At 46.8% G+C, this 15,167-nt stretch carries 13 protein-coding genes; 1 reads left to right on the forward strand and 12 read right to left on the reverse strand.

Annotated features, from left to right (window positions below):
• The 6 genes from NE536_RS13075 to NE536_RS13100 form a co-directional block, all read right to left on the reverse strand.
• The coding region (locus NE536_RS13075) for a transposase (protein ID WP_261272961.1) at positions 1-189 on the reverse strand (189 nt) is incomplete at its 3' end.
• Positions 190-310: 121 nt separating this feature from the next.
• Positions 311-955 carry a hypothetical protein gene (locus NE536_RS13080; RefSeq protein ID WP_261272962.1) on the reverse strand — a complete coding sequence of 215 codons (645 nt, stop codon included), beginning with the start codon at positions 953-955 and terminating at the stop codon, positions 311-313.
• A gap of 704 nt (positions 956-1,659) precedes the next feature.
• A complete protein-coding gene (gene putA / locus NE536_RS13085) occupies positions 1,660-4,854 on the reverse strand; it encodes a bifunctional proline dehydrogenase/L-glutamate gamma-semialdehyde dehydrogenase PutA (RefSeq protein WP_261272963.1) in 3,195 nt (1,064 codons plus the stop codon).
• 523 nt (positions 4,855-5,377) lie between these two features.
• On the reverse strand, positions 5,378-5,926 hold the full coding sequence (locus tag NE536_RS13090) for a TIGR04211 family SH3 domain-containing protein (RefSeq protein WP_261273002.1): 549 nt from the start codon (positions 5,924-5,926) through the stop codon (positions 5,378-5,380).
• 227 nt (positions 5,927-6,153) lie between these two features.
• Positions 6,154-7,443, reverse strand: coding sequence for an inorganic phosphate transporter (locus NE536_RS13095; RefSeq protein WP_220592105.1), 1,290 nt, complete (start codon positions 7,441-7,443; stop codon positions 6,154-6,156).
• Positions 7,444-7,468: 25 nt separating this feature from the next.
• Entirely contained in the window at positions 7,469-8,149 is a 681-nt protein-coding gene (locus tag NE536_RS13100; protein WP_105251552.1) for a TIGR00153 family protein, read from the reverse strand.
• Between the two features lie 231 nt (positions 8,150-8,380).
• Here NE536_RS13100 and NE536_RS13105 point away from each other — a divergent pair, with 231 nt between their 5' ends.
• The gene (locus tag NE536_RS13105) at positions 8,381-9,877 is read left to right on the forward strand and encodes a CYTH domain-containing protein (protein ID WP_261273003.1); all 1,497 of its coding nucleotides are present in this window, start codon (positions 8,381-8,383) and stop codon (positions 9,875-9,877) included.
• Positions 9,878-10,022: 145 nt separating this feature from the next.
• On the opposite strand, the gene NE536_RS13110 is transcribed toward NE536_RS13105, so the two are convergent.
• From NE536_RS13110 to NE536_RS13135, 6 genes are all read right to left on the reverse strand, one after another.
• A complete protein-coding gene (locus tag NE536_RS13110; protein ID WP_106651766.1) occupies positions 10,023-10,847 on the reverse strand; it encodes an ion transporter in 825 nt (274 codons plus the stop codon).
• Positions 10,848-10,998: 151 nt separating this feature from the next.
• Positions 10,999-11,328, reverse strand: a complete 330-nt coding sequence (locus NE536_RS13115; protein WP_106649567.1) for a hypothetical protein — start codon at positions 11,326-11,328, stop codon at positions 10,999-11,001.
• Between the two features lie 101 nt (positions 11,329-11,429).
• Entirely contained in the window at positions 11,430-12,083 is a 654-nt protein-coding gene (locus tag NE536_RS13120; RefSeq protein ID WP_261272964.1) for a DUF4178 domain-containing protein, read from the reverse strand.
• Positions 12,084-12,245: 162 nt separating this feature from the next.
• A complete protein-coding gene (locus NE536_RS13125; RefSeq protein WP_106649569.1) occupies positions 12,246-12,935 on the reverse strand; it encodes a PspA/IM30 family protein in 690 nt (229 codons plus the stop codon).
• An 11-nt stretch (positions 12,936-12,946) separates the two neighbouring features.
• Positions 12,947-13,360, reverse strand: a complete 414-nt coding sequence (locus tag NE536_RS13130) for a YjfI family protein (RefSeq protein WP_007645549.1) — start codon at positions 13,358-13,360, stop codon at positions 12,947-12,949.
• Between the two features lie 78 nt (positions 13,361-13,438).
• Positions 13,439-15,163, reverse strand: a complete 1,725-nt coding sequence (locus tag NE536_RS13135; RefSeq protein ID WP_261272965.1) for a polyamine aminopropyltransferase — start codon at positions 15,161-15,163, stop codon at positions 13,439-13,441.
• Between the last annotated feature and the right edge of the window lie 4 nt (positions 15,164-15,167).

Below are 15,167 nucleotides of genomic sequence, written 5' to 3' on the forward strand. Positions count from 1 at the left end.
CATGGGGGAGGCTTTAGGTGCAAGCCCTTGGCGCTCAATCTGAAGCTGTGTTACCCACTTACTGACCGTCGATTTCCCCACGTTCATGGCTTTTGCGGCCGCTTCTTGTGTGTAACCTTGCTCAACGACTAATTGAGCGGTTTCGAGCTTAATGGCTGCGCTATATCGAGCACGTTTACTTTTATTCATGTTGTCACCTAAATGGGTTATGAGAGGATCATAACATTTCTTATTAGGTGGCCAAATTCACTATGCCACTACACCCCGAGGTGACCATATATGTCCCTGATTTCTTAGCTTGAATGCTTGTTTATGTTTTTTCCTGCAGCAACCTAAGACCTTTCTTTTTATTTTGAATCCAATTTCCAGCAAGAACTACAACTGAGCTTGATAAAACCCCTATTAAGAATGAAATAAAATATTCGAAATATGCTTGCTCACGGCTGATTTTGTTTTGATACGCAAACATCGCATCCAACTTGCTTTGGTCTAATTCTAAAATCTGCTTAATTTGATCTCGTTCAGATTCTAATTGTTCCGTTTCTTTGGCAATCAGTTGAACTGCTGATTTCTGGGACTCTACGTAATTACTTAAGGTTTGTAGGGATGCTTGAATTTGATCAAGTTCATTAATCTTATTTTCTATTGACTCATCTCTAGAAGCGGTACTAAGGGCAATAGATGCAATACTAATCAATATTCCGAGCATCGAAGCTATTGATGATAAAGCGCTAATTTTAGTCACCGTTGTCCACGTAGACCAAAATTTAGTAGGAGCGAGCTCTTGATTGAGGTGCTTAATTGCATCTTCTGTTTCTGTCGGGCAACGACTTCCATTAGCTAAGACCTGACTCTTATAACCCAGCAGTTTTTTCCTGATCACTTCTTTTTCAGACCTAGACAAATCACAATTGTATGCGCCACTATGTAACTCTTGATACTCATCAACTTTCATTAAATCTCACTTCCTTCCCCAAAAACATAACGTCTTAGTATTTATTCGCTGTTTGAACGGCATAAATCGATTGTTGGACTTGACAGCTACCACATCCATGTCAATTGGTATAAATGATGCTATAGGAATTTACTTTTTTGCGGTAGCTGTTTTTTATACAGTTTGGTCGGTAATTACTTGATATCGTTTTGGCTTTTTCATTCTTTTACACTCACGTCTTAATGATGGGATAGGCACCACTCTCTTGTTATTAACGGCTAACTCCGAAGCAACAGAATACGCCTCCCCTCGGAGTTGCCGCAGGGCGAATAGACAAATTGCGTGAGTCTCGCCATGGATGGCGGGCTAGCTTTCGCAGGTGCAGGGACGCATCCTTCGGAAGCGATAGCAAATTTGGCAATGAGCACAAGGGGCTTTCAACTCCGTTAGGGGCGTCTTGGAGCATCCAAGGAGGATAGGACGAGCAGTCCTCCTTGGTCGGGTGTGGGGTGAAGCCCCACGACTTTGATTTTGATTGATAAACTCAAATGAAAAATGCGAAGACTCCCATAATACTCAGATATCTAAAAATCATCCCCCAAAATGATGCCAAAGTAATTGATTGATATAATTATTTATGGAATTGCATTTAGCTGTAAGTATTTATTCGCCAATAAAAAAGCCAGACAGAGTCTGGCTTTCGTTTATCAATAAGTCGTTAGGACTTAGGCGTCGCTATCACCCAGTGACAGCAGGGTCGCATTACCACCGATAGCGGTGATGTTATTAGTGCGAGTCTTTTCAGTCACGAAGCGAGTTAAGTAGTGTGGACCACCGGCTTTAGGACCTGTGCCTGACAGGCCTTGACCACCGAAAGGCTGTACACCCACTACAGCGCCGATTTGGTTACGGTTGATATACACGTTACCCACGTTCACTTTATCTGCAACTTCAAGGGCATGGCCTTCGTTACGGCTGTGGATACCTAAGGTTAAACCAAAGCCTGTGCTGTTGATCTCGTTGATCACGTGGGCAAGTTCAGATGCCTTGTAGCGGATAATGTGCAGGATTGGGCCAAAGTGTTCTTTCTCAAGCACTTTAATCGAATCGATTTCAACCGCCGTTGGCGACACAAAGTGACCGTTCTCAGTGCCAGTAGGAAGCGGCATTTGCTTAATAAGCTTACCGACTTGCTTGATGTGGTCGATGTGCGCATCTAAGTTGGCTTTGGCGGTAGCATCAATCACTGGGCCTACGTCAGTTTTCACTGAGCTTGGGTTGCCAATCACTAACTCATCCATTGCGCCTTGCAGCACTTCGATCACGCGATCGGCGATGTCTTCTTGGAGGAAGAGTACGCGCAATGCAGAACAGCGTTGACCTGCGCTAGTGAATGACGATGAAACCACATCGTTAACCACTTGCTCAGGTTGTGAGGTTGAGTCCACCACCATGGCATTTTGACCGCCAGTTTCGGCGATTAATGGAATAATCGCGCCATCACGGTTAGCCAGTGTACGGTTAATCAGTTTTGCCGTGCCAGTTGAACCGGTAAAGCACACACCACCGATACGTTCATCGGCCGTAATTGCGCTACCCACAGTCGCACCTGTACCCGGTAGGAATTGCAGCACCTCGACAGGAATACCTGCTTGGTGAGCGAGTTGCACTGCACGGTAACCAATAATCGAGGTTTGCTCCGCGGGTTTTGCGATAACTGTGTTACCCGCCGCTAATGCCGCTGACACTTGACCTAAGAAGATAGCCAGTGGGAAGTTCCATGGGCTGATACACACGAACACGCCGCGGCCTTGGAGGAAGAGTTCGTTTAGCTCTCCCGTTGGACCAGGAAGCAGTTCAGGCTTCGCCATCATCTTCTTGGCTTGTACTGCGTAGTAACGACAGAAATCAACGGCTTCACGGACTTCGTCGATACCGTCTTGAATGCTCTTGCCCGCTTCACGGGTGCACAGGGCGATCAATTCTTCGCGGTTTTCTTCTAATAAATCCGCTAGCTTTTGCAGTGCTGATGCACGGGTTTCCACTGGCGTACGTGCCCAAGAGGCAAATGCCGTTTCGGCGGATGCCAGTGCTTGTTCTATGGCTGCGTCATCGGCAAAGGCCACTTGACCCACGGTTTGGGTGGTATCGAATGGGCTAACAACCGTTTTATGTTCGCCAGTTAAAGTTTTACCGTTAACCAGAGGACCCGCTTGCCATTGGGTATTTTTAAATTGTTCTAAAGCTGCGAAAAACGGCTCAGATTCGGAAATGATGTTCATATTGAGTCCCTTGGAATTTTTGCGTTCGCTACCGAAAATATCGGCAGGTAATACGATTTTGTTGTTAGCCAGGGTTTTATAGCCCGTCAGCGTTTTTAGCGGATGCACCACTAATGACTCGATGGGGGTTTTAGGATCGACAAGCTTATGGACGAACGACGTGTTAGCGCCGTTTTCCAGCAAACGACGCACTAAGTAGGGCAGCAGATCCTTATGGGCACCGATAGGCGCATAAATACGTACCGATTTGGCGCCAGCTTCCGACAGAATAGTGTCGTACAGCTCTTGTCCCATGCCGTGTAAGCGTTGGAATTCATGGTGACGATCGCCCGCCATATCTGAAATCGCCGCCACAGTTTGCGCATTGTGGCTAGCAAATTGTGGGTAGATAGCGCCGCGAGTTGCATCCGATAGCAAGTAGCGGGCGCAGGCGAGGTAAGACACGTCAGTACCAGCTTTGCGAGTGTAGAGTGGGTAAGCGGCTTCGCCCGCTTGTTGCGCCCATTTCAGTTCGCTATCCCAATAGGCGCCTTTTACCAGACGTAAGGGGATTTCATCGCCTTGCTCTTTGGCAAGACGCGTTAACCAAACCAGTACGGGCAGGGCACGCTTAGAGTAAGCCTGCACGACTATGCCGAGTAATCCCCAGCCTTTTGCTGCATCTGAATTAAACAGTTTTTGGAACAGTTTCAGTGATAATTCGAGGCGATCGACTTCTTCAGCATCAATAGAAATACCGATATTTAAGCCACGAGCCAGTTTTATCAGGCGGATAACTGTGTCGTACAGTTCAGTTAAAACGCGGTCTTCATTGGCCACTTCGTAACGTGGGTGCAATGCCGATAGCTTGATTGAGATCGTTGGGCGCGGTGATTCATTTTCGTTATAGCTTTGAGCACCGAGCTCGGTTATCGCATTGGCGTAATCGGTATAGTATTTTTCGGCATCTTTGCGCGTTAATGCTGCTTCACCCAGCATGTCGTAGGAATGGGTATAGCCTAACTTACGCTTGTCTTCGCTGTTCTTCAGGGCTTCTTTCATGTTGCGGCCCAGTACGAACTGCTTACCCATGATCTTCATCGCGGCCATCATGGCTTGGCGGATCACTGGCTCGCCGAGGCGATTAACTAAGCGGCTCAGTAAGTTGCTTGGGGTGCCATCGATTTTTTTATCGAGTTTAACAATCTTACCTGTGAGCATTAAGCCCCAGGTCGATGCATTAACGAGTACAGAGTCACTCTTACTCATGTGCTCATCCCACTTAGCGCCTGAAAGCTTATCTTCAATCAGTGCATCGGCAGTGGCCGCATCGGGAATACGCAGCAGCGCTTCGGCTAAACACATCAGGATAATGCCTTCCTGTGTTTCTAAGCTGTACTGTTGCAGAAAGGCATCAATGCCGACCATCAACCCTTTTTTATCGAATTGACGAACCTTGTTAACCAGTTCGTGGGCACGACGAGTGACGCGCTCTATGGCTTCATCACTGGAGGGAACTAGTTGGATCAACTCTGACAAGTATTGTTCTTCATCGACAATGTAGTTGTCGCTGATCGCTTTGAACAGTTCGTCGAGATTGGCAGAATCGTAGCGGCCTGCCAGCACTTCACTCGCTTTGAACATAGTTATCGCTTCCATCTTGGCCGTTATTGGGGCGCTATTGTTGAAACAAATTGGGAGGCGCTAAACGCATTTGATATTTTGTATACAATATGAAGGTTTGCGCGCGCCGATTATACAACCAAAATGTGACGGACAACACTATAGCGTGAAAGATTGTGAAGCTTGTTTGATTGGCTTGTTAATAATACCAATCGTATTAAATATCTGTTCATTCAGCGGGAGTTCAACGCGCTTTAGACAAGGCGAAGGCTTGAAGGCATAGTGGTGCTCTGTCGAAAGCCTTAAACGCAGTATAAAGCGCGTTGAAACCCGCCCTTCGGGAGCCTCACAGGCATCCCACTCCCGTGTTGCATTGACTTAAAAGGGAATGACCATTTCTGCGTCAATGCGCCTTGGATTGAGATGCCTGTGAGGCTCTGAACTGATTAGATATTTAAGATGATTGGTATAAGTCGATGTAACGCTTGATTGACAAAAAAGCCAGTGTTTGAAAACACTAGCTTTTGGAAGATAAATTAAGACTTTTTGCAGGTCAGACTTACATCCAACGTTTTTTACTGCGACGTTGTGGTCTAGGTAAATACACTAAAATAATGCCTAGGATTAACCCCATACCTGCAATTAACCCGCCTTGGCGCCATAGTTCAAAACGCTCATCTTGGGCTGAGCGATCAACCGCGACTTTAAGTTCATCACGTTCTTGAGTGGTTTTGGCTAGGTTTGTTTCCAACTCGTTTAGCTTGGCCTTCAGTTCGGTTACTTCGTCGGCGTGGTTATCAGTCGAACTTAATACTTCCGCTAGTTTAGCTTTAGCTTGTGCAAGCTCAGTGGTTAACGCTGGCACTTGTTCACGGAAACTTTGAGTCGAGCTGATTAGGTTAGTTTGCACCCAACCTTCGCGGCCTTTATGGTCGATGATCTTAGAGTAATCGCCTTGGGTTTCGTTGAGCAGTGTCACAGGTCGACCGGCTTCAATTGATCCAAGAATTCGGAACTCAGTACCTGGGCCACCTAAAAGATAAAGGAACACGTTATCCGAGATGTAACGGGATTGGCCTTCGGCCAGCAGGTTGGAAGACAGTAACATCATTCCTACCAGAGTCAGGAGTCTAAACACTTTTGTATTCTCATCAACGAAATAGTCTGCACATGCTAGGGATTTGAGGCCTGTAATGCAAGAGGGAAGTCATAGACTTCCCTCAACTTTACTGCATCCATGCTATGACCATTCCCATTTCACTCTATCTTTCCTAAGACCTTCTAGTCCTAGGCGCTAATATTACTTAACTTCAGTAACTTATTTAGCTAAACCTCTTAATTAAAGATACCTTTAATCATAAAGAAGAAGATGATTGATAGGCCTGCGCCTGCAGGTAGGGTCACAACCCAAGATACGACGATATTACGCACCACACCAATGTTAATCGCTGCAATACCACGGGCCATACCCACACCTAATACCGCACCGACTAAGGTTTGAGTGGTAGAGATAGGTAAGCCTGTGCCCGATGCGATAACTACTGTCGAAGCCGCTGCTAATTCAGCTGCAAAACCACGACTTGGCGTCAGGTGAGTGATGTTTTTACCTATGGTTTGCATCACGCGCTGACCAAAAATTGCCAGACCCATCACGATACCTACGGCACCTAAAGGTAGAATCCACCAGACTAATGGTGATTTTGATGCAATTTCACCGCCGCTGTTAACGACAGAAACCACCGCCGCTAAAGGACCAATCGCGTTGGCAACGTCGTTTGAGCCATGGGCGAAAGCCATACAACAGGCCGTCAGTACCATTAAGATCGCAAACACTTTTTCAACGTTTTTGAACTGGGTTTGACGGTCGTTTTTATCGCTCATTTGTAAACGTGAAATGGCCACTTTACCAAATAAACCCACCACAACTGCGATAGCGCCCGCTAACAGGTAAGCTTCTGCGCCACTTAAGTGAATACCCACATGGGATAAGCCCTTAAGAATGGTCACTAACGACATGATAAAGCCAGCGAATGCCATATAGAAAGGCACATAACGCTTAGCATTGCTCAATGGGTCGTCAGTGTTGAAAATAAGCTTTTGTACGCTTTGGAATATGATAAAAGCCATAAAGCCTGAGATTGCAGGGGTAATCACCCAAGAACCTACAATACCGCCTACTTTACCCCATTCGACCGATTCAGTACCGACACCGACTGCCGCGAAACCTATGATGGCACCGACGATAGAGTGAGTTGTTGATACTGGCCAACCTAAAGCTGACGCAACCACTAGCCAAATACCTGCCGCTAAAAGCGAACCTATCATGCCGTAAACCAGCAATTCAGGGGTGTTTGTAAAGTAGCTTGAATCAATGATCCCATTACGGATCGTGCTGGTGACTTCGCCACCGGCTAAATAAGCGCCCGCAAACTCAAAGATCATCGCGATAATAATCGCTTGTTTGATCGTAATTGCGTTTGAACCTACAGAGGTTCCCATCGCATTGGCAACGTCATTGGCGCCAATACCCCATGCCATGAGAAAACCAAATGCAGCCGCAACGGCAATAAGCCACGGGCCATTGGTGACTAAGACGTTAGCCACCTCAATACCTGCATCAACCATATTGATACCTTGATAACCTTATTTGTTAAACGCGAGCCAGCATAAGCTCAAGACGTGAACCGACGCGTTCGGCAAGATCTGCAAGACCACCGACCCATTCAATCGTTTTGTAGAGGAACATCACATCGACAGGATTCAATTCAGATTCCATGGCGAATAACTGACGGCGTAACTGAATTTGTAGATCGTCAGTATCTTCTTCGATGATATCGAGTTCGTTGATCATTTTTGCCACTAAGTCGACTTCACGACCACGGAAACCTGTTTCTAACAGATCTTCGAGTTCATTAATGACTTGTTTTGCTAGTGCTACCGCATCGATACAGCGTTGTAGATAAGCAATAAAAGGGACTTGCATGACCTGAGGGATTAACAGCTGACGGCCGATAACACGACCAGAAATATCTTTTGCTTTGTTGGCAATCTTGTCTTGTTGAGTTAAAAGTTCCAATAAATCTGTACGTTCTACTGGCATAAACAAACCGCTTGGCAGAGTCAGGCGGATTTCACGCTTCAGTGAATCTGCTTGCTTCTCGGCTAAACTAATTTGCTTACGTAATTGAACTGCACTGTCCCAGTTACCTGTGATAGTGGCTTCGAAAAAGGGGACGAGTAACGATGCGCAATCGTGTACTTTGTCCATGTGCTCTTGAAGAGGCTTAATTGGCGATTTTGCAAACACGCCCAAAATAGAGTTTACTGGCATTGCCGTTTACCTATTTAGATTGTTCCATTATTGGAAAAAGCGGGCGCATGTTAACCTATGCGTCCGCGTATTGAAACTGTGTTTTTTCAGAAAAAACGACAGCTTTATTCTAACGGGTTATATACCAACTGCAAAACCAAATCCTACGGGATTTTTATGACACATTTGTGACATTATGAACTAAAGATGACGCATCAATGAATGTTTGATGACAAAATGAGCGGTAACGCAATGAATGCTGAGATTGAATTAAAACTGTTTTTCCTGCCGATATATCAAGAATCCCTGATAAATAAGTTAGATAGTCTCGATAATGCCGTACCTCAAGGTAAACGTCGTTTGGCGAATGGTTACTTCGACTCACCTGACTTACAACTGCGTCAGTGGGACATGGGTTTGCGGGTGCGCGGTTACGATGGGCACAGGGAGCAGACCATAAAAACCGCTGGGCAAGTCGTGGGCGGGATTCATTCGCGGCCCGAATATAATGTGACTATCCAAGCCGATAGCCCAGATTTAAGTCTATTCCCAGCCAGTATTTGGCCCGCCGATGCGGATTTAGCCGCCACACAAGCCCAGTTGACCTGTATATTTCACACCGATTTTTATCGCCGTGCTTGGCATGTCCAAATTGATAATAGCTTGGTCGAAGTGGCGTTAGACATAGGTGAAATCACCGCCAATGGTCAGCAAGAAGCGCTGTGTGAGCTCGAGTTTGAACTCCTCAGTGGCGATACTGAGGCACTACTTAAGCTGGCTATGCAAGTGGCGAGCGTGGTGCCTGTGCGGTTAGGTAAAGCCAGTAAAGCACAGCGCGGCTATCGATTAGCGGGTAAAGCTAATCCGCTCGATTTAAACGCATTGGAATTTTTGCCACTGACAGAGTCACATGATTCTTCTTCACAGGATTTAAGTGCAAACTGCCAAATCCTGCTTGAAACCGCGCTTGAGCGTTGGCAATTATTAGAAAGCATGATTGCAGAGGAAAGCGAACCCGAAGCCTGTGTGGCACTGTGGTGGCGAATGCGTGCCTGTATTCGTTTGCTGCGTATGACCTTAAGTCAGTTCAAGTTATTGAATGTGAAACTCTCTAGTCAATTCATGTCGATTGAAAAACAGCTCGATTTTATCGAGCAAGCACAAGCGCTGACTGCCTTGCTTGGAAGCCAAAGGGGCTTGTTCGCAAAGCTTGGTCAACATGCTCAAGTTAACGCGCGCCTTATGGTGCAACTGACAGAGATGAATCTGAAGGGACGTTTACTCTCCCTGTGGCAACAAACTGAATATGGTCAATTACAGCTGGCGATAGTTGAACTATTGCTTAAGATCAGTGCAGGTGAAGTGGACATCAGTAATCAGCCTAGCTTACGCCAGCATGCCGACCGCGCCCAGCAAGCCTCTTGGATGGCAATCGTGGAGGTAATGCCACTCAATAGTGTCATGACCAGTGCAAATTACCTGCAAGTGGCTGCAGTGCTTGATGAGAGCATCTTAGTCGGTCACGCCTATGGCAGTTTATATGAGGCGAAATCACGGGATGCATTTCGCGCACCTTGGCAAGATCTGGTGCTCGGGATTAAAACCTTAGCCTGCTACCGCGCGGTGCAGGATGCGAGCCGAGCGTTGGATATTGATTTAACTGAATGGCTGGAAGATAAACAGCAAAGTTTGTTATTTGCCATGGAGTCGACGCGTCGTAATGCGATGCAGCAACAGGGCTATTGGTAGGGTTATGTTTATAACGTTGAACTAATTTTAAGTCTATTGACTGGCGCAGCACTGATTCTAGCTCGGCACTGAAAAATACTAAGGGCTCAATCCACATTGGATTGAGCCCTTTCTTTTGCAGATTGTTAGCCCATTCTTCGCTAAATCAGTTGTTTCTGTTTTCGATAACTTGCTTCAGCTCTGCAATTTTTGCGAGCATTTGCGCTTGGTTCTGTTCCATCTTTTGCTGGTTTTCTTCCATTCTAGCTAACGCTAGTTCAAGCTCTGATTTGATTTCGGCTTTATGGGCCTCTTGGCGCTCCTGTCGCTCAGTTTCATCGGGCGCGACAAATACCGACGCCATATAACCTGAGATCACCCCAAAAAAGCTCACGCCGCTGACAATCACAATACCGCCTATGATATGGCCAGCTGTCGTCACCGGATAATAATCGCCGTAACCGACGGTCGAGATAGTGACTAACGCCCACCAAATCGCTTGTTCTGCGGTTTGGATATTAGCGCCTTCTGTGCCGCTTTCGACGATCAAAATGATCACTGAGGCTAAGGTCAGAATCGTCACCATAGCGACGAGCAAACTGGCTAAGGTGGCTTGTTTACGTTGTTTGATCAGCGGAAGCAGCAGTGAACGACTCATGCGGATCAGGCGAATTACCCGCAGGATTTGGAACAAGCGTGCCATCCGCAGGGCTTCAATTGCCGGAATGCTGGCAATAAAATCAATCCAATGGTGTTTAATGAAAAAGCGTTTATCGCGAGCTCTGAACAACCCAATAAAGAAGTTGATCATGAAAATCATACAAATGCTGGTATCGACAAAAAAGAGTAAGCGGTAGGTTTCGCTATCGAGGCGGCCGAAGGTCATGACGAGCACTATGATCACCGACAGCAAGGATAGCAACATCATCGCCATTTCGAATGGAGAAGGGCTGCCAAGGGTGCGAAGTGACCATGGGGTTTTATCTGTCATGCCAAACATGATCCCTGTTAAGTGCGGCGAATGTCTCAACTAAAGTAAAAGACTTTAGGCTGTGAGTAAATTGTCTAAGCCAATAAAATCGAATTTCGTCAATTAATTGCACAGGCTATATATTCAATAGCCTGTGCAATGTTTGTGGGAGTTATTTCTTATCTACAAAGTGAACTAAATCGTCGAGGACTCGGCGTTTAATTTCTAGCTGCGAATCGGCGCTTAACCCATATTTTTCTGCCAGTTGTACATAGTCATCGGCATTGAGTGACACAGTAAGACGCGGACGCGTTGGTCGTTTCGACACGCTAAGGCCTAAAATCGTGCGAATTTGATCCGAAGGGCTCACACCTGCATCTAACGCGGCTTTACGAATTGAGTATTGAAATTTTTCATCGAGATCGAAGGCGACTTGCGTTGCTTTCGCGGCCTGTTGGTTCTTTAACCATTGCTCGGGGAGAGGGTGTTTGGTCTTACTCATGGCGTATTACCTATTGCTATCAACCGTTTCTAGCGCTTATCTGTGAGATTGTATTGGGATTATCGATAAAGTGCGAGCGCGCACTTTATCTTATTTTTGGCTTATTTCGCTGGCCAGTATTCCCGAATATCCGTCAGTGGGCGATATAAGGTCAAGAGAACATCTGTATCGCCACCTTCGTAGACTTCCACTTCGACGGCGCGGCTTTCATCGTCATCGAGCAGTAAATAGTACTCGAAGGGCTCACCCGTGGCGCCATTGGCGTCTTGTGGTGGCCTTTGGCCGCGGTAGTCCTGACGATGGAAATAGCCAAAAGCGGCAAACGTCACTTGGTGATATTGCTTTCCAAGCCATTGTTGCAGTTTTTCCGTTAAGTCGGCTGGTAATTCTTTCGTGGTTAACTCGGCATGACCCGGTTCATCGAACAGGGCGCTGAACTGCTCAAGATCGAATAATTGTTCCACTTGGGCGCGGGAAATTTTAATCGAGAAGGCGAGATAGGTTTCGTCGTCTTCTTCGATGCTTAAAAAGAGTGTGTCGCTACCATGGCCTTTAAGTAACCATTCGGCTTGCTGATTACGTTCAGACTCATAAGTATGTACGGCTTCTACCCTCAATTGTTGACCACGAAGTTGTTGCGGCAGGGCAAAGCTGTCATCAATTGAGATCATGTCGCCCACATTGAGCTGGGATGGGTGATTGAGCTCGCGCTGTGGCGCTGCTTTCTTACCAAAAATACTATTGAAAAACCCCATAGTGACTCCTGCTGACTATGCTCGCGTGCGGCTTCAAATCGATTGGCTGCGGATCGTAACGGGCGATAGTGGTCAATTATTTTATGCGGATGAAACAAAAAAATGCCGAGGTCAGTAGGGGGTGATGCTCCCACTGAGACTCGGCATTCGGTCAATCATTGCTTAGCTTTTACGTGCTTTGATTCGGTCTAGCACAGCATTTGCGTTCGACTTTTGCTCACCAATACCGGCTTCGGCTAGCTTAGATTGCAGTGACTTGTCGCTGTTTTCATCGGCTAAGGTTTCTGCCGCTTTCAGGCGGTCGTCAAACTGTTGCTGACGTGCCTTGATGCGCTCAAGTGAATCTTTAGCGTTCAGCAGCTTAGAGTTGCTAGACGCGAACGAGTCAGTAATGGTTGCCGTGGCTTTTTGCACGCTTTCAGTGGTTTTAACCATGCTCAGCTGACGCTGATAATCAGACAGTTGACGCTCGGTTTTCTTCACTAAGTCTTTCAAACGTGCTGCATGGGCGCTAAAGCTATCGTTGGCAGTTTGCTGCTCAGCAAGCTCTTGATCGAGCTGGGCGATTTTTTCAGCGACTTCAATTGCTAAGGCTTCATTACCTTTGTCCAATGCTTGAGTCGCATACCCTTCGTGCTCGGCAATCGAGCGTTTCAGGCGGTCGATTTCACGGCTGGCTTGCATTTCTTTCGCCATGACATCGGTCAGTTCACGTTTAGCGTTGGTTAAATGTTTCTCGGCGTCGCGAATTTCCTGTTCGAAAATACGCGTTGAGTTTGCGTCAACGATGCTTTGGCCAACTTCGGTGGCACCACCGCGAAACGCTGTTAAAATTTTATTCAGAATGCCCATTTTGTGGCTCCTTATTTTAGATAGTCGACCATTTCATCGATAACTTCTAAACAGTTATCGGATAAAACTGCTAATTCTTGCTCGATTTCGAGCATGCTAGATTGCAGTGAAAGCGCGCCGTAAACTACGTATTTGTCATCAATTTTCGCAAAGGCTGACAAGGGCATCGGAATGTTGAGTTCTAGCATGGTTTCAAACATTTCGCTGCGACGTTCTTGGTTTACTTCGTTCTCGCCCCACAGGTAACTGATGCAAAGAATCTGGTTATCCGTCACCGATACGAATACCGGTATTTCTTCACGGCCAACCACATTCACTTGCAGTACTTCGACTTCGCCATCAATAGGATAACAATCGAATTGAAAGCCGGTTTGGCTATTATTGCCAAGACTGTTGAGGTGATTGGCAAGGGTATGGATATTCATATTTGTCCTTATTGACATATTATGTCTGTGTTCAAAGATAGCACCGAGACATAATATGTCAAGCACTATCTTGTCCTATTAAAAAAGATTCAGTCCCTGATTCTCGGACCAATCTTGCAAATGGTAGTGATACAGCTGCAACGAACCCAATTCATTGGGTTTTATTTTGGCGGCATCTTGATAAAAATTGGCTGGAAACTCAAAGGCGCCATCCACTAAACCTAAAGTGAGCCAGTCATCTTTGATGGGCAGCTCAGTTAACTTAGCTAGTCTGTGTTGTGCATCGAGCCCACCTGCGGTGGCTATACTCCAACCCCATTCGCCAAAACTGGGCACATTATGATGGTACTGCTTGACGTCAAATCCCGCCAATGCCAAGGTTTTTGCTACCGAAATAAAGGCCTTAGGGGCATGGTAAGGCGATGTTGACTGTACAGTCAGAGCGCCATCACTGCTCATAAGTTCCTTTAATTTACGGTAGAAATAGTCCGAATAGAGCTTATTAAGATCGGGATGGCTCGGATCGGGCAAGTCTACGATAATCGCATCGTATTTCACGCCTGTGGCAATCAGTTTATCGACACCATTAAATGCATCGTCGTTGATCACTGTGACACGGGGATCGTTCAGTGCATTGCCATTGAGCGCCAACATAGCGCGGCTCAAACGCTCGGGCATATCCGTATCGGGCGACTTAAATAATTGCACTAGGCCTACATCGAGATCGAGCAGCGTCACTTGCTCAGGCTCCCAGCGCAGCACTTGCTTAAGACCGAGTCCATCGCCACCGCCAATGATCAACACCTTGTTATGGCGAGCACTGGCAGTGAGTGTGGGATGCACGAGAAACGCATGGTAGATGTGTTCGTCTATGCTCGAAAACTGTAAGCGGCCATTGATGTATAACGCATAAACGGGCGGCAGACCGTTACCGCGCAGTCGCTCGGTGAAGGTCAACTGCTGGAAACGTGTCGCTTTGGCGTAAACCACTTTGTCTTTATAGAGCAAATTATTGAATTCTTGCTCCCAGCGTGGGCCGTGGATGGCTAACACGAGTAAAATGCCTGTCACGATAACATGCCCAGCTAAAAGCAGTTTAGGGCTGCGGATTTTAGGCCAGAAGCGCCAGATAAACACAAAGCCCGCCAACAGGTTAAAGCTGGCAGTTAAGGCGGCGGCAAGTTGGATATCAATGGCAAGCATAAAGCCCACCCAAATGGCGGCACCTATGCCAGCGCCTATGTAATCGGCGCCGTAAATTGTCCCCGCATTATGTAGCAAATGCTCATCAGAGAGGGATTGGCGCACTCTGGCGATCAGTGGGATTTCCATACCTATCATCAGGCCCAGCAACACGCCCCACACATAGGGTAAGTATTCGCTGAGTTTTTGTAGCGAGCCTATCATGCCGCCTTCGGGCAGTTGATCTGGCGGTAAACCTAAGGTGTTGGCAATCATTAAGGGCAGTTGTTGGCCGAAACCAATCACCGCCGCTGTGATTAAAATGGCGAGTGAGCCACAGAGTGCGACTGTGAGTTCTAAGATCACAAAGCCGGTAAAGGCATCACGGATCTTACGTGCGGCGAAGGCTCCTAGCCCCATGGAGACTATCATCAAGCCAATCATGGTGTAGATGGCGGCTTCTAATGCGCCTAAAATGCGCCCGGCATAGTGGGATAAAAGATATTCGTAAATCAGGCCGCAGCCTGCTAATACGGCCATGATGCCCAATAAGAGGACATCGTCGAACCAACCTAGGCGGCTAGGTTTAGCCGCCGAGGGGGTTAAGCTGGTTTCTTGCATTCGA

The sequence above is a fragment of the Shewanella septentrionalis genome (assembly GCF_025370265.1).
GTDB classification, from domain to species: Bacteria; Pseudomonadota; Gammaproteobacteria; order Enterobacterales; family Shewanellaceae; genus Shewanella; species Shewanella hafniensis.